The sequence below is a fragment of the Oscillibacter sp. PEA192 genome (assembly GCF_003574015.1).
Taxonomy (GTDB): Bacteria; Bacillota; Clostridia; order Oscillospirales; family Oscillospiraceae; genus Oscillibacter; species Oscillibacter welbionis.
In genome coordinates this window covers 2121113-2144538 of the sequence record NZ_AP018532.1, presented here as the reverse complement: position 1 = coordinate 2144538, position 23426 = coordinate 2121113, and the positions used below count along the sequence as shown (strand labels likewise).

The window sequence follows — 23426 nt, the reverse complement described above, 5'->3', positions numbered from 1 at the left end:
TATATGTGAGCGCAGGAGCCCGGTGCACAGCACCGGGCTCCTGTTTGCATTTTCCGCTGCTACTCCACTGTAACGGCGAACCGGCAGCAGGTCCCGCCGCCCAGCACCGTCTCCACGGTCCGGACCGTGATGTGTCTTTCGGGCAGCAGCTGTTCCAGAATATACAGCACACTCTGCCGGGAACATTCGCAGTGGGCGGCGTCGGCCGTCTCTCCCCCCAGCACCTCAGGGCAGACGCATTTGGGATAACCCACCTCATAGAGGCGCCCGGGCTGGAGAACCTTGGCAAAAAAGCTCTCCGTGTCCCCGTATTTTCGGTACTGGGCGTCCAGGTCGCAGCCGCACGCCCGGAACTGCGCCGCCTGGACAGGCAGGACGGTCTCCCGCACACACCGGACGGCTTTTTCTCTGTAATCCATGTCTCTTTCTCCCAATCTTTCAATCATTCTCTCCGGCGGTTTCCTCCGGAACACCGATCCAGCAGGCAAAGTCCGTGGCCAGGAAGGCCTCCTGGGCCTGCCGCACCCCGGCGTCCAAGCGAGAGACGCGGCCAAGGCCTGCCACCAGCGGATCAATGTACCGCAGCTTGGCGGGAATCCGGAACCAGAGTCCGTTCTCCGGCCTTTCCGCGCTCCGCTCCACCCGGCAGAAGCGCCGGAACCGGCGCCACCGGCGGGCGCTGGCCGGATCTGCCTCCAGCTTTTGGATGACAAAAGACTCCGTCCGATACAGGTCATCCTCTGTCAAGACCTGCCGGTTCACGGCATCGCGCAGCAGGTCCGCCAGGGCCTGCATGGCGAAGCGGTCCTCGTCCGCCACATAGACCTGGGCGGTCTGGAGCGATGCCTCTGTGAAGGCGCAGGCGGTCTCCCGCGTGCGGAAGGCCAGCTCCGGCCGGCCGGACTCGTCCCGCCAGACGGTGAGATCTTCGTAGAATACACGGAGGGCGTCCGCCCCGGCGAAGCCGTAGCACCGCAGGTCCCCCAGCGTGTACTCCAGACGGTCGGCGGAGAGCTGAGGGGAGTCATTGTCCGCGATGGGATAGCGGTGGTAATCCGCCACGTCTTCCGTGGTGAGGCCGTATTCTTTCAGCAGCGCCTGAAGCTCCGGCGAGGTCTCGATGAGTTCCGCCGTCCGTGCCTCGGTGGACTCCTGATGCAGGTGGTCCCCGTGGAGAAAATCCACCACATGGGCAAAGGCGGGTGTGGCCGCATCGTGGAGCAGTCCCGCCGCGCTTTGGCGGAGATCGCCGGTGAAGTGCCACACGATCAGCCCCACGCCCACGCTGTGGTCAAACCGGGAGTAGGGGGCCCACCCGGCAAAGTGGGGGAAGGACGTGTACTCGCACCCGCAGTTCATGCCCACCTGCCGCAGCCGGGCCATGGGCGGCGTCTCTGCCAGACGGCGGAGAAATTCCGGGATCTCCGGATGATACAGGGACCAATTTTCCGTCATGGCACAATCAGGCCTCCGGCTTTTTCTGCAGGCTGTACAGTCCCGCGCCGATGGCGGTGGCAAACGTGGCGTTTTCGGGAATGATATAGTGGATGCCGTACAGCTTTTCAAACAGCTGGAAATTCGTGACCGCCTGGGGCAGGGTGGTCATGGACCCGGTCAGCACCACAGTCTTGGAGTCACAGCACTGGCAGGCCAGCACCGTCATGGTGCCGATGGCCTGGAGCACCAGATTGACCACGCCGGCCGCCAGGTCCGCAGGAGTGGCGTCCTCCGCCAGATCGCCGAAGTTGGCGGCAGTCATATCCGGGTCCAGAGTGGGAGCGGAGTGGACCGTGATGTCCTTCATGGTCAGGTCTACATGGTCCAGATTGCCGCTCTCCGCCAGCTTTTTGATCTGGCCGAAGCGCTCCATTCCCACCAGCTTGTGGCAGAGCCCGCCCAGAGTGCCGCCGCCGATGCCGCTGCCGCACAGGTGGCGGATGCCGTCGGGGGACGCCCAGAGGAAAGCGGTGCCGGTGCCCATGCTGACCACCACGGCGGAGGACTGGCCCGACAGGGCCAGGGCTCCGGTGCCGCTGGCGGAGAACTCGCCCACTTTACAGGTGGGCAGACCGTAGATGTCGCCCTCCACATAAGAGGCGCCCACGCCGGTGAGCACTACCCGCCGCACATCCCGCAGGGAGAGCCGGTTGCTGGTGAGATAGTTGCCAAGGGCGCCATACAGGCTGGTCACCTGATCCTCCGCCCGGACCCGCAGCATGGAGATCACACTGCCGTCCGTCCGCAGACCCACGATTTTGGTGGTGGAGCCGCCGATGTCAATGCCTAAGATCACATCCATTGTGATGACTTCCTTTCAGCGGCAGACGGCCGCTTGGTTTTCGGTGGGGGCGCTTACTGGATGGCGCCTCCGCTGAGGTCAAACGACTTGGTGATATCCCGCCCCTGGCTGTCATAAAAGACAATCTCCTCTATGCTGATAGGACCTGTGGAGACGGTATCATCCACTGAGGTGCTCACCAGAAAGACGGGAGAGGCCGGAATGTCCAGCGCATAAGGCCCACCGCCCTCCAGTGAAAAGACCGCCCGGGCGATGCGGCCGTCGCCGTTCCGCCCCTCGAAGAGCAGCATCTGCTCCCCGTCGGACTCCACCACTCCGTTGCGGAAGGAGCCGGTCCCGCGACCGGAGTGGTCGAATTTATACCGCCCGGTGAATCCTCTCGAGAGACACAGGTATCCCAACCGTCCATCCAGAACCAGAGGATAATAGGTGAGACGCCCCACGGTCACAGGCTGGTACAGCTCCAACTGGTCCGCCTCGCAGGGAACGGACCTGCCCCGGTTGAACCATTGGAGCGCAGCCGGTTCCAGCCCATTGAGGTCCGCGTCCAGAGGAAATGAGCGGTGGTATGCAGTGAGGCCGGTCAGGATGCACAGAACGGCCGCCGCGGAGAAGAAGAGAGCAAACTTTTTCACGAGAAAACCCTCCAGTCCGCTGTGTACCGGAAAATGTGCGGTTCAATCTTTCCCCATCATAGGGGAGGGCGGAGTTGTTGTCAAGACGATTGATAAAAGATTGACAACAAATTCGGAAAAAGCATTGCTTTTCCTGGGGGAACCGCTTATAATTCAAGGGAATAACAACCCCGGACAGACCGCCTCCAGCGGTGTGGGGGCCTGAAACTTCATGGAAGGATCTGTGCCGGCGGCACAGGGGAAACGGTTATGAAAACGGAAGAGAAACTCAATCTGACGATGCTCTGCGATTTTTATGAGCTGACTATGGGCAACGGCTATTTCCGGGCAGGGCTCCAGGATCGGATCACCTATTTCGATGTGTTTTTCCGCAACGTGCCGGACAACGGCGGGTTCGCGGTCTGCGCGGGTCTGGAACAGTTGGTCCAGTATATTCAGAACCTGCACTTCGACGAGGAGGACATCGCCTTCCTGCGGGACAAGCACCTGTTCTCCGAGGATTTCTTGAGCTACCTGCGGGACTTCCGTTTCACAGGCGACATCTGGGCGGTGCCGGAGGGGACGCCTATCTTCCCCCGGGAGCCGGTGGTGACGGTCCGGGCGCCGGCCATCCAGGCCCAGCTGATCGAGACCTTCACCCTGCTGACCATCAACCACCAGAGCCTGATCGCCACCAAGGCCAACCGGATCGTCCGGGCGGCCCAGGGGCGAACGGTGCTGGAGTTCGGCTCCCGCCGGGCCCAGGGCACGGACGGCGCCATCTCCGGAGCCCGGGCGGCTTATATCGGCGGCTGCGCAGGCACCGCCTGCACGATCTCCGACCAGCTGTACGGCGTACCTGCCGGCGGCACCATGGCCCATTCCTGGGTCCAGATGTTCGACAGCCAGTATGAGGCATTCAAGACCTACTGCCAGATCTATCCCCACAATGCCACGCTGTTGGTGGATACCTACAATGTGCTCAAGTCCGGTGTGCCGGATGCCATCCGGGCCTTTGATGAGGTGCTGAAGCCCCTGGGCATCCGCAAGTGCGGCATCCGTCTGGACTCCGGCGACATGGCCTATCTGACCCAGGAGGCCCGCCGCAAGCTGGACGCCGCCGGCTGGACCGAGTGCCAGATCTCCGCCTCCAACTCCCTGGACGAGTATATTATTCAGGACCTGCTGCTGCAGGGCGCCAAGATCGATGTGTTCGGTGTGGGTGAGCGGATGATCACTGCCCGCAGCGAGCCGGTGTTCGGCGGTGTGTACAAGCTGGCGGCTGTGGAAGATGGAGACGGGAAGATCATCCCCAAGATCAAGGTCAGCGAAAACCTGGACAAGATCACCATTCCCCACTTCAAGAAGACCTATCGGATCTTTGACAACGCCACCGGCAAGGCGGAGGCGGACTACATCACCGTCTGGGACGAGACGGTGGACGAGAGCGCCCCACTGGAGCTCTTCGATCCCAGGGCCACCTGGAAGCGCAAGACCTATACGAACTTTACCGCAAAGCCCCTTCAGGTCCCGGTCTTTCAGGGAGGAGAGCTGGTCTATCAGCTGCCCGCCCTGCCGGAGATCCAGGCCTACTGCCGTGCCCAGGTGGATACCCTGTGGGACACGGTGAAGCGGTTCGAGAACCCTCACACCTACTATGTGGATCTGAGTCAGAAGCTGTTCGACATCAAGCAGGATCTGCTCTGCCGGAGCAGATGACCCAACAGCCCCGCCCTCCGGCGGGGCTGTTTGTTCACAGAATATTGGTTGCGGAGTGCTGGGTATTTCGGTATAATAATAAGATAAGCGGTCGAAGCTGAGAGAGAAGGAGGTGGACCGCACCATGCGAAAAAGAAGTCTGCCCCAGCCGGAAGAGCGGACGGAACGGCGGATCTCCGCCGCCACCAGCCTGTCCATCTGCGCACTGACGGTGATTGCCCAGATCGTGCTGACGCTGGCGCTGACCCAGTTGCTGGCGGAAAAGATCAGCTACGTCTATTTCATTCTGGAGCTGGCTGGCGCCGTGGTGGCGATCTGGGTGTATCTGCGCCCCGGCAGCCCCTCCTATAAGCTGGTGTGGATGTGCCTGCTGCTGGCCCTGCCGGTGGCCGGTATGATTCTTTTCCTTCTGTGGGGCGGGAGCCATCAGGCCAAAAGCCTGAGTCTGCGGAAGGTCGCCCCTCCGGTGGAGCGGGAGAGCGCCCGCCAGGCCAGCGCCGCCAATGTGGCCCACCTGAGCCGCCGCTCCCCGGCCTGGGGACGGCTGGCCTCCTATTTGCAGTCGCGGGACTTCCTGCTGTACGGCGGCTCACAGGCCCGGTATTTCGCGGAGGGAGCCGATTTCTTCGATGACCTGGTGCTCCACCTCCAGAGAGCGGAGATCTACATCTTCCTGGAGTATTACATCCTGGCGGAGGGCCAGATCTGGGACCGGATCTTCCATGTGCTGCGGGAGCGGGCCGCCGCCGGTGTGGAGGTGCGGATCATCTTCGACGACTTCGGCAACCTCACCCGCTTTTCCGACGCCTCCCTCCAGGCCCTGCAGGACGCCGGCGTGGAGGTGGAGGTGTTCAATCCAGTCCACCGCTACGTGAATCGGATTTACTTCAACTACCGGGACCACCGGAAGATCGCCGTCATTGACGGGGTGCACGCCTACACCGGAGGCATCAATATTGCCGATGAATACGCCAACCTCTTTGTCCGGTTCGGCCACTGGAAGGATACCGGTGTCCGGATCGACGGTGCCGGGGCCTGGGGCTTTGCCTCCCAGTTCATTCAGATGTGGAAGATGATCGGCCGCTCCCTGCCCAATGAGGACGACTACTACCGTCCCCGGGTGGAGATCGAGGGCACCGGCTGGTGCCAGCCCTTCACGGACGGTCCGCTGAACAATCCGGACAATCCCATCGAGGACACCTACCTCCAGCTGATCGCCTCCGCCCAGAAGATGCTGTATATCACCACGCCCTATTACGCGGTGGAGGAGTCCATGCAGAAGGCCCTGTGCATCGCAGCCGACGCAGGGGTGGACGTGCGGCTGGTGGTACCCGCCATCCCGGACAAGAAATATGTCTACATGGTGGCGGAGACCTACTGGGGTGAGCTGCTGGCCCACGGCGTCAAGATTTACCGCTATACCCCCGGCTTCGTCCACGCCAAGAGCGTCATGGTAGACCGGGAGGTGGCCCTGGTGGGCAGCACCAACATGGACTACCGGACGTTCCAGCTGCACTACGAATGCGCCGTGCTCCTCTATCACATGCCCGCGGTGGAAGACCTGCTGGAGGATATGGACCGGATGGTGGCCCAGAGCGCGCCCTATACGCTGGCGGAGTGGAATCAGCGGTCTTGGCTGCGCAAAATGTGCGCCTCTCTGCTGCGGCTGGTGGCTATCTGGTTCTGACGCGGCCGCTCTCATTTTGCTTTAGGAGGTCCCCATGTCCCGCGAATTGACACCACAGGAGGCTGCGGAGCGCAGCCTCATCAAAAAATACCGCAAGGAGCTCTGGAACCCCTTCATTGCCGCCGTCAAGCGGTATGAGCTGATCGCTCCCGGAGACCGGATCGCCGTCTGTATCTCCGGGGGAAAGGACTCCATGGTGCTGGCCAAGCTGATGCAGGAGCTCCAGCGCCACACAGAACAGCCCTTTGAGCTGGTTTTTCTGGTGATGGATCCGGGCTACGCCCCGGCCAACCGGGCGCTGATCGAGGAGAACGCTGCCCGCCTGGGCATCCCCATCACCGTGTTCCGGAGCGATATTTTCGACGTTGCCTATCAGGTGGAGAAGAACCCCTGCTACTTATGCGCCCGGATGCGCCGGGGCTTTCTGTACAGCAAGGCTCAGGAGCTGGGCTGCAACAAGATCGCCCTGGGGCACCATCTCTCCGACGTGCTGGAGACCACGCTGCTGGGCCTGTTTTACGGTGCCCAGCTCCAGACCATGCCCCCCAAGCTCCGCAGCAGAAATTTCCCAGGCATGGAATTGATCCGTCCGCTGTATTGTGTCCATGAGGACGCCATCATTGCCTGGAAGAACTACAATGGGTTGCGGTTTCTCCAGTGCGCCTGCCGCTTCACAGAGGAGCGGGACGGTGCGGCCGACGGTGTGGGCGAGAGCAAGCGGCAGGAGATGAAGCTCCTGCTGCGGGAGCTGAAAAAGACCAATCCCAATATTGAGAAGAGCATGTTCCGGGCCATTCACGGCGTCCAGCTGGACACGTTCCCGGGCTTCAAATTCCGGGGCAGGGCGTTCGCGTTTCCGGAGGCCTACAACCTGCGGGGCGCCTCCTCTGCGGAGGATGAAGCGGCGCTTTGATACAGAGGAGGTGCGCAGATGAATTACTATCGCTGTGAGAACCCGGACTGCGGGTTTCTGGCAGAGGAGGAACCGGATGTCTGCCCCCAGTGCGGGGGCACCTTTTTCCTCTCTGTGGACGAAGAGGAGCTGACGGGGCCCGACTGGGTGCAGCTGGGCAACCGGGCCGTGGATGAGGAGCGGCCGACGGACGCGCTGGCCTGCTACCAACAGGCGGCGGCCCTGGATGATATGCTGGGTGTGACGAACCTGGGGTGGTGCCTGGAGGCGGGGATCGGCGTGCCTGCAGACCCCCGGCAGGCGGTGGTGCTGTACGCCCAGGCCGCCGCCCGGGACTATATGCCCGCCCTGACGAACCTGGGATACTGCTATGCCCATGGCATCGGTGTGGCGCGGGATGATTCCAAAGCGGTGGAGTGCTTCCGAAAGGGGGCGGAAAACGGCTTTCCCAGGGCCCAGTTCCTGCTGGGGGAGGCATATTCCCGCGGCCTGGGAGTGGAGCAGAGCGACGAGGAGGCCGCCCGCTGGTATCAGTCCGCCGCGTGGCTGGGTTATCCCGCGGCGCAGACAGAACTGGGGCGTTGCCTGGAGTTCGGCACCGGCCTGCCCCAGAGTATCGAGCAGGCGGTGAAATGGTACCGCGCTGCGGCGGAGAACGGCAACGCGCCGGGCCAATGCTGCCTGGGGTTCTTGTATGAGAGCGGCCAGGGCGTGGAGCAGAACTGGGAGGAGGCGGTGCGGTGGTACCGCGCTGCTGCGGAGCAGGACTATCCCCGGGCCTTGTGCAACCTGGCTTGGTGCTATGAGCATAGCAAGGGCGTGGAGCAGGACTACCCGGAGGCGGCCCGGCTGTATCTCCGCGCTGCGGAGCAGGACTATCCCCGGGGACAGCTGTGTATGGGCTTCTGCTGTGAGCGGGGCCGGGGTGTCCCGCTGGATCCGTCGGCTGCCGCGGATTGGTACCGGAAGGCGGCCGAGCAGGAGGACGAGGACGCCCAGTGCTGCCTGGGGTTTCTGTACGAGAGCGGCCAGGGGGTGGAGCAGAGCTGGGAGGAGGCGGTGCGGTGGTACCGTGCCGCCGCGGAACAGGGCCTGCCCCGTGCCCAGTGCAATCTGGCATGGTGCTATGAATACGGCAAGGGCGTCCCCCAGGATTTGGGAGAGAGCTACCGTCTGTACCGGAAAGCGGCCGAGCAGGGGGATGCCAGAGGACTTTTCTGCGTGGCCCGCTGCTTTGACTATGGCCGCGGTGTGACGCAGAACAGCACGGAGGCAGTGGCCTGGTATCAAAAAGCGGCGGACGCGGGCTCCGCGGCGGCCATGTGCGACCTGGGCGTGTGCTATGAACGCGGTGAGGGCGTGGAGCGGGACCTGAGCAGGGCTGTGAGCCTGTATCGCCAGGCAGCCGAGGCGGGCAATGCCGCCGGGCAGTGCAATCTGGGATTCCTGTATGAGAGCGGCGAGGGCGTGGAGCAGAGCTGGGAGGAGGCGGTGCGGTGGTACCGCGCTGCTGCGGAGCAGGGGATGCCCCGTGCCCAGTGCAACCTGGCCTGGTGCTATGAGTACGGCAAGGGCGTGGAGCAGAACTGGAAGCGGGCTGTCCACTGGTACCGACAGGCGGCGGACCAGGAGGACCCCCGGGGGATGTTCTGCATGGGCATCTGCTGCAAATACGGCCGCGGCGTGGAACAGAACTGGGAAGAGGCGGTCCACTGGTATCGCAGGGCGGTGGATGCCGGTTCCGCGGCGGCCATGTGCAACCTGGGCGTGTGCTACGAGCGGGGCGAAGGCGTGGAGCGGGATGCCGCGGAGGCAGCCCGGCTGTACCGACAGGCGGCGGAGCGGGAGGACGCGGCCGCCCAGTGCAACCTGGGATATCTGTATGAGACCGGAGAGGGTGTAGAACAGAACTGGCAAGAGGCTGTCCGCTGGTATCAGGCGGCGGCGGAGCAGGGCTACCCCCGTGCCCAGTGCAACCTGGGCGTCTGCTGGGAGTTCGGCCACGGCGTGGCGAAGGACCCGGCCAAGGCAGCCGATTTGTACCGGCAGGCTGCAGAGGGCGGCGACCGGGTGGCCGCCTGCAACCTGGGATATCTGTACGAGACCGGTGTCGGCGTGGCCCAGAGCTGGGCAGATGCGGTGAAGTGGTACCGCCAGGCAGTGGAGGAGTCCGAGCCCCGTGCCCAGTATAATCTGGCCTGGTGCTATGAGCACGGCAAAGGCGTGCCCCGGGATCTGAGGCAGGCGAGAGAACTCTATCAGGCCGCAGCGAAGCAAGGGTATGCGGGCGCCCAGGAGGCAGCGGACCGTATGGAGAAAGATGGGAGCAGGCGACGGGGCGGCGGATTCCTCCGGGGCTTTCTGGACGGCCTGCGGGGCCAGTGAACGGTCTTACATAGTGGCGGGCGCGGGATCGGGATTCCGCGCCCGCTTGAAAAAACATGTGGAAAAAAATAAAAAAGGGGGTTGACAAAATCACGCTTTTCTGTATAATAATATCTGTTCGCTGCGGAGTGAACACAACTTCATAGCGGGTTTGTGTAAGGGTAGCACAGCAGACTCTGACTCTGTATGTGAGGGTTCGAATCCTTCACCCGCTGCCAGATGAGAAAACCTCGGAACTGCAATGGTTCCGAGGTTTTCTTTGCTCTCTCAGCGTGTTTGCTGAATTTTAAGACATCTGTTTTGGGCGCCTATGAATGCTTTTCGCGCTGTGCGCAATGAAAGAACAAGGAAACTGTACCCACGCTGCCGCACATAAAGCCGCTCCTGCGGAAGGTCAGCCTTACTCCGCTGTGTTTTCAGCATCCGGAGATACCGAACCAGGTGTTTCGTCCGATTTTATGCTGCATATCGGCCTGTTGAGGCTGGTATGCGGCATTTCCTTTTATCAGGTCGATTAGCCTACGCTCCCGGAAGGAATGTCATGGAACGGGCTCCCGACATATAGAATGCCGAGGGGACGTTCCTCCAGAAGAAGATCGTCCTACAAAGGTGGCCAATATGGATCACATCGGCTGCGGCGGTTCCCTGAAGATTACGCTGGCCCTGACAGCCGCTCGGCAGCATGGTGGGGGCGATGTGCAACCAGCGCAATTTCAGGGCCCGCTTTATTACCCACAATATTGACACTGATTAGCGATGCTGTGAGTTCGCTGTGACGCCCTGAGCTCTCTGACCGCCGCTCACCTGGGCGGCAGTGCATAGCCGCAACCTGAAGCGGATCGCCCCAGGCGGCTGATACTGCGATGAATATGACGGCACAAGGCTTTCAACCGCGGAGGACTGAATTACAGCCCTTTTACAGGTAAAGATCTGGAAGTTATTGTACCACAGGCTTTTTGGTTTTCCGCTTCGTTGCCGCTGCCTCGGGCACCCGGGAAGAGAGATGTGGTATTTTCCGCCACGGCTGGCTACAGATAGTTCTGGTTTATACAGGAAACGTTTATGGAAAATATTGTAAAATACTAATGAGTGAATAAAGAAAAATGTACTTTTTACACAATAGGGCTTCCCAAGAATATGTTTTTTTGCTACAATCAAACTGGAAAGATCGCATGGGGCGGAACGGCCATCGAAAGATGCCGTCCGCCGGATACAGCGAAAGCGAGATTGCTGCGGAGGCCGGCAGAGGGCCGGCGGAGAGGGGGAGAAAAAAACGCAGCGGAACGTGAACGGCTGTTAGAGGTGGTATGAGGACAGACGCGGGAGCGGAGAGGTATTTCCGTTCCTGTCTGGTGATATGAACGGGCCTGTGTGCCCACGGCTTTCAAAATTTTGATTGGAGGAAAAAGCCATGAACGCATATCTCACCAGCGTGATCGAGAACGTGAAGAAGAAGCACAGCAACGAGCCGGAATTCGTGCAGACGGTGGAGGAGGTGTTCTCCTCTCTGGAGCCGGTGATTGAGAAGCACCCGGAGTATGAGAAGGTGGACCTGCTGAACCGGATGGTGGAGCCGGAGCGGATGTTCACCTTCCGGGTGTCCTGGGAGGATGACCGGGGCCAGTGGCACACGAACATCGGCTACCGGTGCCAGTTCAACGGCGCGCTGGGGCCCTACAAGGGCGGCCTGCGGTTCCAGGCCAACGTGTATCCCGGCATCATCAAATTCCTGGGCTTTGAGCAGATCTTCAAGAACTCCCTGACGGGCCTGCCCATCGGCGGCGGCAAGGGCGGCGCGGACTTCGACCCGGCGGGGAAGTCGGACGCGGAGATCATGCGGTTCTGCCAGGCGTACATGCAGGCGCTGTACCGGTACATCGGGCCGGATGTGGACGTGCCCGCCGGGGACATGGGCGTGGGCGGCCGGGAGATCGGGTATCTCTTCGGCGAGTACCGGCGGCTGAAGGGGGCCTGGGAGAACGGTGTGCTGACGGGCAAGGGGTTCTCTTACGGCGGCAGCCTGATCCGGCCGGAGGCCACGGGCTACGGCGCGGTATACTATCTCCAGAACGTGCTGGAGCACGAGGGAGAGCGGATCGCGGGCAAGACCATCGCCTGCGCGGGCTTCGGCAACGTGACCTGGGGCATCTGTAAGAAGGCCACGCAGCTGGGGGCCAAGGTGGTGACATTGTCCGGCCCGGACGGATATATCTATGATCCGGACGGCGTAGCCACGGAGGAGAAGATCGCGTATCTGGTGGAGATGCGCTCCAGCGGCCGCAACCGGGTACAGGACTATGCGGAGAAGTTCGGCGTGGAATTCTTCCCCGGTGAGAAGCCCTGGGGCGTGAAGGCGGATGTGGTGATGCCCTCGGCCATGCAGAACGACGTGCACATGGAGCAGGCGAAGCAGATCGCGGCCAACGGCGTGAAGTACTACATTGAGGTGGCGAACATGCCCACCACCAACGACGCGCTGCGGTTCTTGATGGAGCAGCCCGGGATGATCGTGGCGCCCAGCAAGGCGGTGAACGCAGGCGGCGTGGCCACCAGCGCACTGGAGATGGCGCAGAACAGTGAGCGGCTGGTGTGGACGGCGGAAGAGGTGGACGCGCAGCTGCACCGGATCATGAACACCATCTACCAGATGAGCGTGGACGCGGCCGCGGAGTACGGCTTGGGCTACAACCTGGTGGCAGGCGCCAACATCGCCGGCTTCAAGCGGGTGGCTGAGGCCATGATGGAGCAGGGCGTATTCTGATACAGACGCATAAGCACATATCGGAAACAGAGCACACAAGCGCGGGATCCGCCGGCAAGTGCGGATCCCGCGTGTTTTTTATCATCCGAATCAATGAGGGGAGAATTTATGGAGCAGAATCTGGACCGGGCGGAGGCGATCATCGACGCCTACGGCTGCGATCAGTCGAACCTGATCGCGATCATGCAGGAGATCCAAGGGGAGTATAAGTACCTGAGCGAGGGAGCGCTGACCCTGATCGCGGAAAAGCTGGGCATCAGCACGGCAAAGGTGTACAGCGTGGCCACTTTCTATGAGAATTTCTCGTTGGAGGCCAAGGGCCGGCACATCATCAAGGTATGCACCGGCACGGCCTGCCACGTGCGCAAATCCGGACCCATTTATGACAGCCTGCGGGACGCTTTGGGTCTGACCGGAAAGCGGAAGACCTCCGCGGACGGCCTGTTTACCCTGGAGACCGTGGCCTGCTTGGGCGCTTGCGGACTGGCACCGGTCATGACCATTGACGGAGAGGTCCACGCCAAGATGACGCCGGAAGATGCGCTGGCGCTGGTGGAGGATATCCGCAGAAAGGAGGCGGCCACCGCATGAGACAGGTAAAGATGACGCGGGACAGCTTCCACGTGTTCCAGGCTAACGCCCGCAACGCCCTGAAGCAGAGCGAGCAGGTGCCCTCTATCCTGATCTGCGCCGGCACCGGCTGCATCGCCGGCGGCGCCATGAAGATCTATGACAATTTGAAGACGGAGTGTGAAAAACGGGGTCTGCCGGTCTACGTGGGCCTCAAACACGACACGGACGCGGAGAAGAGCCTCCATGTAAAGATGAGCGGCTGCCACGGCTTCTGCGAGATGGGGCCTCTGGTCCACATCGAGCCTATGGGCGTCATGTACATCCATGTGAAGCCGGAGGACTGCCATGAGATTCTGGAGAAGACCGTGCTGGGCGGCGAGATCATCGACCGGCTGGTGTATCACCTGGACGGCGTAGCCTACCCCCGGCAGGAGGACATCCCCTTCTACAAGAAGCAGCATCGGGTGGTGCTGGAGAACTGCGGCAGCAGCGATGCCGAGGACATTGAGGAGTACATCGCCAAGGGCGGTTACGCCGGTTTTGAAAAGGCCCTCTTTGAGATGACGGATGAGGAGATCTGCCGGTCCATCATCGACTCCGGCCTCCGGGGCCGCGGAGGTGGAGGCTTCCCCGCGGGCCAGAAGTGGGACGGTGCCCGGAAACAGAAGTCAGAGAAAAAATACATCGTCTGCAACGGCGACGAGGGCGATCCCGGTGCGTTCATGGACCGCTCCATTATGGAGGGTAACCCCCACAGCGTGCTGGAGGGCATGATGATCGCCGGCCGCGCCGTGGGCAGCGACGAGGGGTATATTTATGTCCGGGCGGAGTATCCGCTGGCCGTGAGCCGGCTGAAAGCGGCCATCGCCAAGGCGGAGGAGTACGGTCTTCTGGGCGATCACGTCATGGGCACAGACTTCTCCTTCCGGATCCATGTAAACATGGGCGCCGGCGCCTTCGTCTGCGGCGAGGGCAGTGCCCTGACAGCTTCCATCGAGGGCAACCGGGGCATGCCTCGGGTCAAGCCGCCCCGGACCATCGAGCACGGTCTCTGGGCCGAGCCCACGGTGCTGAACAATGTGGAGACTTTTGCCAACGTGCCCCTCATCATCCGCAAGGGCGTGGACTGGTACCGCTCCATCGGCACCAAGACCAGCCCCGGCACCAAGGCCTTCGCGCTGACAGGCAACGTGGTGAATACCGGCCTCATTGAGGTACCCATGGGAACCACTATCCGGGAGGTGGTGTTTGACATCGGCGGCGGCATCCGGGGCGGCAAGAAGTTCAAGGCCGTTCAGATCGGCGGCCCCTCCGGCGGCGCCACCACCGCCAGCCGCGAGCACCTGGACCTGCCCCTGGACTTCGACAGTCTGAAGAGCATCGGCGCCATGATCGGCTCCGGCGGCTTGGTGGTCATGGACGAGGACACCTGCATGGTGGAGACGGCCCGGTTCTTCATGGAGTTTACACAGAAGGAGTCCTGCGGCAAGTGCGTCCCCTGCCGGGAGGGCACCAAGCGGATGCTGGAGATCCTGGACCGGATCATCGACAACAAGGGCACACTGGAGGATCTGGACCTGCTGGAGGAGCTGGCGGACACCATCAGTAAGACAGCCCTGTGCGGCCTGGGGCAGAGCGCCTGCAAGCCCGTCCAGAGCACGCTGAAGTATTTCCGGGATGAATATCTGGCCCATGTAGTGGACCACCACTGTCCCATCTGCAACAAGGAAAAACCCCACCCCACCATCGACCCGGAGAAATGCAAGGGCTGCGGCAAGTGCCGGAAGAACTGCCCCATGGAGGCCATCACCGGCGCGGCCAAGCAGGTCCACGTCATCGATCCGGAGAAGTGCATCAACTGCGGCGCCTGTGTGACCAATTGTCCCTTCGGCGCCATCGCGGCCAGTAAGTGAGGAGGGGAGTACCATGGCAAAGGGAATTATGTACATTGACGGCCAGCGGGTGCCCTTCGACGGGGAGAAAAACGTCCTGGCTGTGATCCGGAAGGCCGGCATCGATATGCCCACCTTCTGCTATTATTCGGAACTGTCTGTTTACGGCGCCTGCCGGATGTGCGTGGTGGAGGACGAGCGGGGCAAGATCGACGCCTCCTGCTCCATGGAGCCCCGGGATGGCATGGTGATCCGCACCAATACCGCCCGGCTCTTAAAGCACCGGCGGATGATCCTGGAGCTGATGCTGTCCTCTCACTGCCGGGACTGCACCACCTGCGAAAAGAATGGCAGCTGCCGCCTGCAGGAGCTGGCCCTGCGCTTCGGCGTGCGGCACGTCCGCTTCAAGGACACCCGGCCCCACTATGAGATCGACACCTCCTCTCCGGCCATCGTCCGGGATCCCAACAAGTGCATCCTCTGCGGCGACTGCATCCGGGTGTGCGAGGAGATGCAGGGCATGGGTATCCTGAACTTCGCCCACCGGGGCAGCGACCTGGTGGTGTGCCCGGCCTTTGACCGCAAGCTCGGAGAGACCAACTGCATCAGCTGCGGCCAGTGCGCAGCCGCCTGCCCCACCGGCGCCATCACCATCTTTAACGAGATCGGCCGGGGGTGGCGGGCCCTCCACGACCCGAAGAAGCGGGTGGTGTTCCAGATCGCCCCGGCGGTCCGGGTGGCGGTGGGCGAGGCCTTCGGCCTGGAGCCCGGCGTCAATGCCATCAACAAGCTGGTGTCCGCCCTGAAGATGATGGGCGCCGACGAGGTGTACGACACCACCTTTGGCGCAGACCTGACCGTCATGGAGGAGGCGGACGAGTTCCTGGAGCGGCTGAAAAAAGGCGGCCCCTTCCCCATGTTCACCAGCTGCTGCCCGGCATGGGTGAAGTATGTGGAGGAGGAGCGGCCCCACTTCCTGAAGAACATCTCCACCTGCAAGTCTCCCATGGAGATGTTCGCGGCGGTGCTGAAGGATCAGTACGCCAGGAAGGACGAAGAGGACGGCCGCACCACCTACCACATCGCCATCATGCCCTGTACCGCCAAGAAAATGGAGGCCAAGCGGCCGGAGTTCCAGCATGACGGAAAACCGGATGTGGATCTGGTGCTGACTACGCAGGAGATCATCATGATGATCAAGGAGTCCGGCATCCGTTTCGCAGAGCTGGAGGGGGAGTCCCCGGACCTGCCCTTCGGCATGGGCACCGGGGCGGCTACCATCTTCGGCACCACCGGCGGCGTGGCGGAGGCCGTGGCCCGGCGGGTAGTGGAGGACAAGTCCAAGAACACCCTGCAGGCCATCCAGTTCTCCGGCATCCGGGGCAGCGAGACCATCCGGGCGGTGACGCTGCCGGTGGGGGACCGGGCGCTGCGGATCGCGGTGGTCCACGGCCTGGTGAACGCACAGAAGCTGCTGGACGATATCGAGAGCGGTCAGGAGTACTTCGACCTGGTGGAAGTCATGACCTGCAAGACCGGCTGCGTAGGCGGCGCTGGCCAGCCCTACGGGCTGATCCCGGTGAAGCAGCAGCGGGCAGAGGGCCTCTATGAGGCGGACCGCACCGCCCTCATCAAGCGGTCTGAGCGGAACCCCATCGTTACAAAGCTCCTGGAGGGAGCGATGAAGGGCCGCACCCATCAGCTGCTCCATGTGGAGTACAAGCGTCCGGACAAGGCGTAAGGATATCTTCCAAAGGGAAGCCCCTCCCAGGCGGGAGGGGCTTCCGCCCGGTACGGCGGCTTCCCCCGGCGGAAGCCGAAAAATTTTCCTTGCGTTTCGAGCGGAATTTGGGTATCGTAGAGAAAGAGCGCGAAGGGAGGATGCAGCATGATCCTGATGGCCTGTGTGGACGGCCGGAACGGCATGGCCTTCAACTGCCGCCGGCAGAGCCGGGACCGGGCGGTGCGGGCGGACCTGCTGGCAGAGGTCGGGGAGGCCTGCCTCTGGGTGAGTGGGGCCACGGCTCGCCAGTTCCCGGCGGAGGAGCAGAGCCGCCTTTGTGTGGACGAGTCGTTTTTGGAAAAGGCGGGGCCAGGGGAGCCCTGCTTTGTGGAGGACCGCTCTGTGGCGCCCTTTGCCGGGCGTGTGGAGCGGGTGGTGCTGTACCGCTGGGACCGGGCCTATCCGGCGGACCTTTACTGGGACCTGTCCCTGGAGGGCTGGACTCTGGCCCGGCGGGAGGAGTTCCCCGGCTTCTCCCACGAGATCATTACAAAGGAAGTCTATATCCCATGAATCGAACCCGCATTTCCCTGACGGCGGCGCTGCTGTCCTTGTGCCTGCTCCTCTCCGGCTGCATGATGCCCCCGGCGGAGGGCACCGTCACCTCCTTTTCTCTGGAGGATATTCCCGCCTGGTCCGGGGAGCCCTACGTGGCCGTCGATGGCAACCAGCCGGATTTTCCGGAGGAGGACATGACCTCTGTGTCCTTTGAGACGTACAGTGAGTTGGACACTCTGGGCCGCTGCGGCGTAGCCTATGCCAACGTGGGACAGGATCTGATGCCCACAGAGGACCGGGAGAGCATCAGTTCCGTCACACCCTCCGGCTGGATCAACCGGGAGTACGACGGGGAGTACCTGTACAACCGCTGTCACCTGATCGGCTTTCAGCTCACCGGAGAGAACGCCAACGAGGAAAATCTCATCACCGGCACCCGCTATATGAATGTGGACGGGATGCTGCCCTTTGAAAATCTGGTGGCGGACTATGTAAAGGAGACGGACAACCACGTCCTCTACCGGGTGACCCCGGTGTTCGAGGGTCAGAACCTGGTAGCCAGCGGTGTCCAGATGGAGGCTTGGTCTGTGGAGGACGAGGGGGAAGGCGTCTGCTTCAATGTCTATGTGTACAACGTCCAGCCCGGCATCACCATCGACTACGCCACCGGCGAGAGCTGGCAGGAGGGAGCGGAGCCGCAAAGCGGCGAGACCACGTACATCCTCAATACCAACAGCCACAAATTTCACGACCCGGACTGTTCCAGCGTGTCCGGCATGAGCACCGCCAACCGGCAGGAGTATACCGGCAGCCGGGAGGATCTGATCGCCCAGGGCTATACGCCCTGCGGCCAATGCAACCCATAAGCCGAAGCCGCCCGGGGATTCGCCCCCGGGCGGCTTTTTCAAATGTTCAACAGCAGCAGTTCACCGGCCGGACACAGTCGGCGGTGATCTGGGGCGGACAGCTCCGGGTCATGGCGCCGCTGAACTCGATGCAGACCTGCTGGCCCACCCGGAAGCAGCAGGCGTTGTCTGTATGGACCAGGACCTGCTGGCAGTTCTCGTGGTCGCAGACGCACAGTTCGCAGGGGCAGACCCGCAGGACGGTGGCGCACATGGTGACTGCGCTGGAAGTGCTTTCCATTTCAATTGCCTCCTCGACTCGTGATACACTTCATTCTATTCCCGGCGGAGGAAAGGGTGCCGGGGCAGGGAGCCGCCGGGGTTGTGCTTTCCTGCCGGACGTGGTAGAATAGCCGCAGAGCGGCGATTTCGCATTTCACCTGCGCCGGGTTCCCCACACCTGTGAGAGACCTGCAAAGCAAACGGACCCGGACCGCGACCCCAGCCTGAAAAGGAGCTGTGTCATGTACGACGAACTGACGGAAGTGGACATCAAAAAGATGCAGGAGGAGATCAACTACCGGACCCGGGTCCTGCGTCCTCAGCTGATCGAGGAGGTGCAGACGGCCCGGGCCTTCGGCGACCTCAGCGAGAACTACGAGTACAAGTGCGCCAAGCAGGCCAAGAACCGCAACGACAGCCGCATCCGCTACCTGGAGCGGATGATCCGCACTGCCAAGGTCATCGAGGTGAAGGACCAGGGTGACCGAGCGGGATTGTTCGACAAGGTCACGATCTACAACGAGCTGGCGAAGCAGGAGATGACGCTGCAGATCGTCACCACCTTGCGGCAGGATGCCTTAAAGGGCCTCATCAGCAAGGAGTCCCCTGTGGGAAAGGCTCTGCTGGGCCGTCAGGTGGGAGACCGGATCCAGGTGGAGGTGAGTCCGGAGGTGAAATACTGGGTGGAGATCCGGGCCATCGAGAAGGGCCGGGACGACGAGAGCCTGGAGATCAGCAGCTACTGAGCAGACAGATCAAAAGAAGGAGAGAGCATCATGTTGTTTTTGTGGTACCCCAAGTGCACCACCTGCCAGAAGGCGAAAGCCTTTCTGGACGAGCGGGGCGTCTCTTACGAGGCCCGGGATATTAAGCTGGAAAATCCTACGGCGGAGGAGCTGCGGGGCTGGTGGGAGAAGAGCGGAATGCCCCTGAAGAAGTTCTTCAACACCAGCGGCCTCCAGTACAAGGCTCTGGGCCTGAAGGACAAGCTGCCGGAGATGAGCGAGGAGGAGCAGCTGGCCCTGCTGGCCACCGACGGGATGCTGGTAAAGCGGCCCATTCTGGTGGGGGAGGACTTCGTCCGCACCGGCTTCCGCCAGGCGGAGTGGGAGACGGCACTGGGATGATCCAGCGGTACGACTTCGCCCCGCTGGATGGTATCACCAAGGTGGTGTTCCGGCAGGTGTACCACCGGATGTTCGGCGGGGCGGACCGGTATTTCATCCCGTTTTTCTCCCCTACGGATCAGCATATCCTGACCAAGCGGGATCAACGGGAGCTGGACCCGGCGGCCAACGCAGGGCTTCCTGTGGTGCCCCAGGTGATGACCTGCCGGGCACCGGACTTTCTGTGGGCGGCGGAGATCGTGGCAGACATGGGCTATACGGAGGTGAATCTGAACCTGGGCTGTCCCTCTGGCACCGTCACCGCCAAGGGCAAGGGTGCGGGCTTTCTGGCAAAGCCGGAGGAGCTGGAGCGGTTCTTTGACGAGGTATTCGCCGCCGTGAAGCTGCCGGTGTCCGTCAAGACCCGGCTGGGGGTGAAGGAGCCGGAGGAGTTCGAGCGGCTGCTGGACATTTACAACCGTTATCCCATCGCCTGCCTCACCATCCACCCCCGGGTGCAGAAGCAGTTCTACAAGGGGACCGTGCACCGGGACTGGTTCGCCTGGGCGGCGGAGCGCAGCCGGAATCCCCTGTGCTACAACGGGGATCTGGTGACCGTGGAGGACTGCACAGTCTTTGCGGTGGACTTTCCTGCCATCGACGCGGTGATGATCGGCCGAGGGGCCATCGCGGACCCGGCCCTGCTGCGGAAGCTCCGGGGCGGCGTCCCCACCACCCGGCAGGAGCTCCAGACCTTCACCCGGACGCTGTATCAGTCCTACCAGGACTTCTATGGCCAGGTGGGCCCGGCGGCCCAGCGGATGAAGGAGGTCTGGTTCTTCCTGATCCACCTGTTCGAGGGCGGCGAACGCCATGACAAGAAAATGCGCCGCCTTCGGACGCCGGGGGAGTACGAGGCGGTGGAGGCATCCATTTTCCAGGAGCTGCCTCTGCGGGACCACGCGGCAGGGGCCTTCGGGTGAGGACAGCGTCCCCCAAAAGCGGAAAAGAGGCTGAGGAATACTCCTCAGCCTCTTTTCCGCGGATTTCAGAAGGAGATCAGATTCAGTCCCACCTCGTCGCTGAATACCCGGTTCGTCTCTCCGGGCAGGCAGGTGACCACTAGCTCGCAGGTGGCGCTGATGACGGCCTCGTTCAGATGCCCGCCGAAAGCGTGGCCCTCCTGGTCGGCGGCGCACATGTGGAGATGGCAGTAAAACGCGTCGTTCATCGTGTTGATGGTCCCCACCAGAGAGACGATCTCATAGACCCCCTGGAAGCGGTTGGACTTGTAAGCCTTGGCGCTGGAGTCGAACACTCCTACGGTGAAGTCCTTCACAGCCCCCAGGCCGGTGACAGAGGCCAGTTTGACCTGTTCCTTTTCTGCGAAGATCTTCAGCTGGGCCAGGATCTCCTCGTCCCGGTCCAGGCGGACGATGTAGGCGTCCCCAAATTTCCGGTATTCCATGACAGTTCCTCCTGTTTTTGATCTCGGATATCCTAACGATACCATATCCCGCGGTCCGCCGCAAGCCCTTGCAGGGCGCGCAACACTTTGTTGCGTGACAAAGCGCCGGGACTGTGGTACGCTGGCAGCAGGAGGCGAGGTTGTGAACGCGGTGGGAAAAAATCTGAAGCAGCTGCGCCAGCGGGAGAAGCTGACCCAGGACGCCCTGGCGGAGCGGCTCCATGTGACCCGGCAGGCGGTGTCCTCCTGGGAGACCGGAAAGACCCAGCCGGATATCGAGACCCTGACCACCTTGGCGGAGGCGCTGAACGCCGACGTCCGGGAGCTGATCTACGGCCCGGGGCGAGAGGAAAGTTATCGACGCGGTCAACGGAAGTATGCAGCTTTGGCAGCCATCTGTGTAGCGGTGTTATTCATATTCTGCGTGCTGGAAACAGTATTAAGGCCCTTTGTGCAGCAGATTTGCTGGGAAACATATGACCTTATGCCGTGGGTATGGTACGCTTTGACTGTGCCGTCAGCTGCTGCTCTGGCGGCTGGAGGCCTTTTGATGTCCGGTACGGCATTGGTTGTCGACCTCCGCCTGCCATCCAAGCGGCTTCGGATGATGGCTTTGATATTTGGCGCTGTTGCCATTGGGTATTATCTAATATTTGTGATTTATTGTTTTGGGCATAGATTCATTTTTTTAGCAAATATTCCTGGGTTTGTTGATTGGATCAAAAATATGAACTACTATACACTTATGCGATACAGCCCGTGGTTCTTGACTGGCTGTCTCGTGTTCCTTGGCCTGAACAAATAAAATTACCCGGACCGCATCGCGGTCCGGGCATTTTACCTACTGCGGCAGGGTCAGATCCCCCGGCTTGATCCAGCCGATCTTCCGGAAGAACAGCCCGAAGGCCCAGGTGAGGACAGCGGGGAGGACGAAGGAGATCAGGATCAGTCCCACCCAGTCAAAGGCGGTGGGGGCCATGGCGGCGGCCCCATTGGCCAGAGCCGCGTCACTGGGATTGACCCAGCCGGTCCAGACCCCCAGCTGGCCGCACAGGCCGCAGGTGCCCATGCCGGAGTTGATGGGGTCTCCGTTCATCTCCAGCTTGAAAAAGCAGGTGGCCAGGGGTCCGGTGACAGCGGAGGTGAGGATGGCAGGGAGCCAGATGCGGGGGTTCTTCACGATGTTGGGCATCTGCAGCATGGAGGTGCCGATGCCCTGGCTCACCAGTCCGCCCCAGCGGTTTTCCCGGAAGGAGAGGACGGCGAACCCCACCATGTTGGCGCAGCAGCCCGCTACGGCGGCGCCGCCTGCCAGTCCGGTCAGTCCCAGCACGGAGCAGATGGCGGCGGAGGAGATGGGCAGCGTCAGGGCGATGCCCACCAGCACGGACACCAGAACGCCCATGAAGAAGGGCTGCAGCTCCGTGGTCCGCATAATCAGCTGGCCAAAGGCGCTGGCTGCTCCGCCGATGGGGGGCGCAATGATCCAGGCCGCTCCCACGCCCACAAGGATGGTGACGATGGGCGTCACCAGGATGTCCACCTTCGTCTCCTTGCTGATGGCCTTGCCCACCTCAGCGGCGATGATAGCCACGAACAGCACGGCCAGCGGTCCGCCCGCCCCGCCCAGGGCGTTGCAGGCATAGCCCACCGTCACCAGGGAGAACAGCACCATAGGCGGCGCCTGGAGAGCGTAGCCGATGGCCACCGCCATAGCGGACCCGCTCATGAACGACGCCAGTCCACCGATGGTATACCCCACGCCATTGATGGTGATGACCTGGGCGGTGAGAAAGCCAATGTGGAACTGGGTGCCGATGGTGTTGAGGATCGTGCCGATCAGCAGGGAACAGAAGAGTCCCTGAGCCATGGCGCCCAGGGCGTCAATGCCGTACCGCTTGGCGGAGATCACAATGTTTTTGCGCTTCAGAAAGCCTTTGACCTGTTCCATGGGAGACACCTGCTTTATGTAGAATCAAAAAATACGGTTTACAGGTGTCTTGACACCTGTAAACCGTATCATACACAAAATCCCGGTTCCTGTCAACTGCTTTTTTACATGTTCAACCTTCCAGCAAGACGCCCAGCCGCCGCAGCTCCCGGCACACCCGGCCGAATGCCGCCTCATCCGGACAGGAGAGAGTGTGGAGATGGATCCCCTCCGTCAGTTCCGACAGCGGGCGGGCGTCGGACTGCGCACAGCGGGAGAGGAACTGCCCCACATCATAGCGGTTGGAGAGCTGCAGAGGGCCGGTCAGCTGCCCGTAAATGGGGTGGTCCACAATGACATCCAGTACCGTGCAGCCCTGGTCCACCATAGCGTTTAGCTCCTCTCCCATACCAGCGGCATCGTGCTGGACGGCCACCTGCCGCACCAGACCTCCCGTCTCTCGCAGGATCACGTAGCCCCGGGGCGTAGCGGAGATGTCTGCTCCAGCCGCCCGCAGCAGGGCAATATCCCCCACGATGATCTGTCGGCTGACGGAGAATTGAGCCGCCAGGGCCGTTGCGCTGACAGGCTGCTTTGCCCGCTGCAGAAGCTCCCGAATGGCCTGCCGCCGTTCTTCCGCGCGCATGGGATCCCTCCTTTCCGTCATGACA

The 23426-nt window shown here is 62.0% G+C and carries 22 protein-coding genes and 1 tRNA gene; 15 read left to right on the top strand and 8 right to left on the bottom strand.

Annotated elements, in window-relative coordinates:
* Window positions 1-59 precede the first annotated feature (59 nt).
* From DN611_RS10605 to DN611_RS10590, 4 genes are read right to left on the bottom strand one after another with little or no spacing between them, the layout of a single operon-like run.
* Window positions 60-419 carry a hypothetical protein gene (locus tag DN611_RS10605; protein WP_119311320.1) on the bottom strand — a complete coding sequence of 120 codons (360 nt, stop codon included), beginning with the start codon at window positions 417-419 and terminating at the stop codon, window positions 60-62.
* A 19-nt stretch (window positions 420-438) separates the two neighbouring features.
* On the bottom strand, window positions 439-1455 hold the full coding sequence (locus DN611_RS10600; protein WP_119311319.1) for a hypothetical protein: 1017 nt from the start codon (window positions 1453-1455) through the stop codon (window positions 439-441).
* Window positions 1456-1462: 7 nt separating this feature from the next.
* A complete protein-coding gene (locus DN611_RS10595; protein ID WP_119311318.1) occupies window positions 1463-2299 on the bottom strand; it encodes a BadF/BadG/BcrA/BcrD ATPase family protein in 837 nt (278 codons plus the stop codon).
* Window positions 2300-2352: 53 nt separating this feature from the next.
* The gene (locus tag DN611_RS10590; protein ID WP_119311317.1) at window positions 2353-2934 is read right to left on the bottom strand and encodes a hypothetical protein; all 582 of its coding nucleotides are present in this window, start codon (window positions 2932-2934) and stop codon (window positions 2353-2355) included.
* A 249-nt stretch (window positions 2935-3183) separates the two neighbouring features.
* Here DN611_RS10590 and DN611_RS10585 point away from each other — a divergent pair, with 249 nt between their 5' ends.
* From DN611_RS10585 to DN611_RS10535, 11 genes are all read left to right on the top strand, one after another.
* Complete coding sequence (locus DN611_RS10585; protein WP_021750935.1) at window positions 3184-4632, top strand: nicotinate phosphoribosyltransferase; 1449 nt, start codon at window positions 3184-3186, stop codon at window positions 4630-4632.
* Between the two features lie 124 nt (window positions 4633-4756).
* Window positions 4757-6319: a cardiolipin synthase gene (gene cls, locus DN611_RS10580; RefSeq protein ID WP_119311316.1), complete on the top strand. Its 1563-nt coding sequence runs from the start codon at window positions 4757-4759 to the stop codon at window positions 6317-6319.
* A 34-nt stretch (window positions 6320-6353) separates the two neighbouring features.
* Window positions 6354-7232, top strand: a complete 879-nt coding sequence (locus DN611_RS10575; protein WP_021750933.1) for a tRNA lysidine(34) synthetase — start codon at window positions 6354-6356, stop codon at window positions 7230-7232.
* A gap of 18 nt (window positions 7233-7250) precedes the next feature.
* Window positions 7251-9617 carry an SEL1-like repeat protein gene (locus DN611_RS10570; protein ID WP_119311315.1) on the top strand — a complete coding sequence of 789 codons (2367 nt, stop codon included), beginning with the start codon at window positions 7251-7253 and terminating at the stop codon, window positions 9615-9617.
* 144 nt (window positions 9618-9761) lie between these two features.
* Window positions 9762-9835 (top strand) — tRNA-Gln (locus tag DN611_RS10565).
* A gap of 1193 nt (window positions 9836-11028) precedes the next feature.
* On the top strand, window positions 11029-12378 hold the full coding sequence (gdhA, locus tag DN611_RS10560; protein ID WP_119311314.1) for an NADP-specific glutamate dehydrogenase: 1350 nt from the start codon (window positions 11029-11031) through the stop codon (window positions 12376-12378).
* A gap of 108 nt (window positions 12379-12486) precedes the next feature.
* On the top strand, window positions 12487-12969 hold the full coding sequence (locus tag DN611_RS10555) for an NADH-quinone oxidoreductase subunit NuoE family protein (protein WP_025545751.1): 483 nt from the start codon (window positions 12487-12489) through the stop codon (window positions 12967-12969).
* A gap of 11 nt (window positions 12970-12980) precedes the next feature.
* Window positions 12981-14864, top strand: coding sequence for a (2Fe-2S) ferredoxin domain-containing protein (locus tag DN611_RS10550; RefSeq protein ID WP_119311925.1), 1884 nt, complete (start codon window positions 12981-12983; stop codon window positions 14862-14864).
* Window positions 14865-14877: 13 nt separating this feature from the next.
* Window positions 14878-16584, top strand: coding sequence for a [FeFe] hydrogenase, group A (locus DN611_RS10545; protein ID WP_119311313.1), 1707 nt, complete (start codon window positions 14878-14880; stop codon window positions 16582-16584).
* Window positions 16585-16731: 147 nt separating this feature from the next.
* Entirely contained in the window at window positions 16732-17139 is a 408-nt protein-coding gene (locus DN611_RS10540) for a ribonuclease Z (RefSeq protein ID WP_119311312.1), read from the top strand.
* Window positions 17136-17990, top strand: a complete 855-nt coding sequence (locus DN611_RS10535; RefSeq protein ID WP_021750920.1) for a DNA/RNA non-specific endonuclease — start codon at window positions 17136-17138, stop codon at window positions 17988-17990. Before DN611_RS10540 ends, DN611_RS10535 begins: the two co-directional genes overlap by 4 nt.
* Before the next feature lie 46 nt (window positions 17991-18036).
* Here DN611_RS10535 and DN611_RS10530 read toward each other — a convergent pair whose 3' ends face one another.
* On the bottom strand, window positions 18037-18270 hold the full coding sequence (locus DN611_RS10530; protein ID WP_021750919.1) for a hypothetical protein: 234 nt from the start codon (window positions 18268-18270) through the stop codon (window positions 18037-18039).
* A gap of 223 nt (window positions 18271-18493) precedes the next feature.
* On the opposite strand from DN611_RS10530, the gene DN611_RS10525 reads away from it, so the two are divergent.
* From DN611_RS10525 to DN611_RS10515, 3 genes are read left to right on the top strand one after another with little or no spacing between them, the layout of a single operon-like run.
* Entirely contained in the window at window positions 18494-18997 is a 504-nt protein-coding gene (locus tag DN611_RS10525) for a GreA/GreB family elongation factor (RefSeq protein WP_025544457.1), read from the top strand.
* 30 nt (window positions 18998-19027) lie between these two features.
* On the top strand, window positions 19028-19378 hold the full coding sequence (locus tag DN611_RS10520; RefSeq protein ID WP_021750916.1) for an arsenate reductase family protein: 351 nt from the start codon (window positions 19028-19030) through the stop codon (window positions 19376-19378).
* The gene (locus DN611_RS10515) at window positions 19375-20340 is read left to right on the top strand and encodes a tRNA dihydrouridine synthase (RefSeq protein WP_119311311.1); all 966 of its coding nucleotides are present in this window, start codon (window positions 19375-19377) and stop codon (window positions 20338-20340) included. The genes DN611_RS10520 and DN611_RS10515 overlap by 4 nt, the downstream gene beginning before the upstream one ends.
* A gap of 65 nt (window positions 20341-20405) precedes the next feature.
* Here the strand turns inward: DN611_RS10515 and DN611_RS10510 are convergent, their stop codons facing one another.
* Complete coding sequence (locus tag DN611_RS10510; RefSeq protein ID WP_119311310.1) at window positions 20406-20825, bottom strand: PPC domain-containing DNA-binding protein; 420 nt, start codon at window positions 20823-20825, stop codon at window positions 20406-20408.
* A gap of 142 nt (window positions 20826-20967) precedes the next feature.
* On the opposite strand from DN611_RS10510, the gene DN611_RS10505 reads away from it, so the two are divergent.
* Window positions 20968-21630 (top strand): helix-turn-helix domain-containing protein, encoded by a 663-nt coding sequence (locus tag DN611_RS10505; RefSeq protein WP_021750913.1) that lies wholly within the window; start codon window positions 20968-20970, stop codon window positions 21628-21630.
* Window positions 21631-21666: 36 nt separating this feature from the next.
* Here DN611_RS10505 and DN611_RS10500 read toward each other — a convergent pair whose 3' ends face one another.
* Together DN611_RS10500 and DN611_RS10495 are read right to left on the bottom strand one after the other, a co-directional pair.
* Complete coding sequence (locus DN611_RS10500) at window positions 21667-22776, bottom strand: PTS transporter subunit IIC (RefSeq protein WP_021750912.1); 1110 nt, start codon at window positions 22774-22776, stop codon at window positions 21667-21669.
* A 112-nt stretch (window positions 22777-22888) separates the two neighbouring features.
* Complete coding sequence (locus DN611_RS10495; protein ID WP_036631139.1) at window positions 22889-23401, bottom strand: transcription repressor NadR; 513 nt, start codon at window positions 23399-23401, stop codon at window positions 22889-22891.
* Window positions 23402-23426 lie beyond the last annotated feature (25 nt).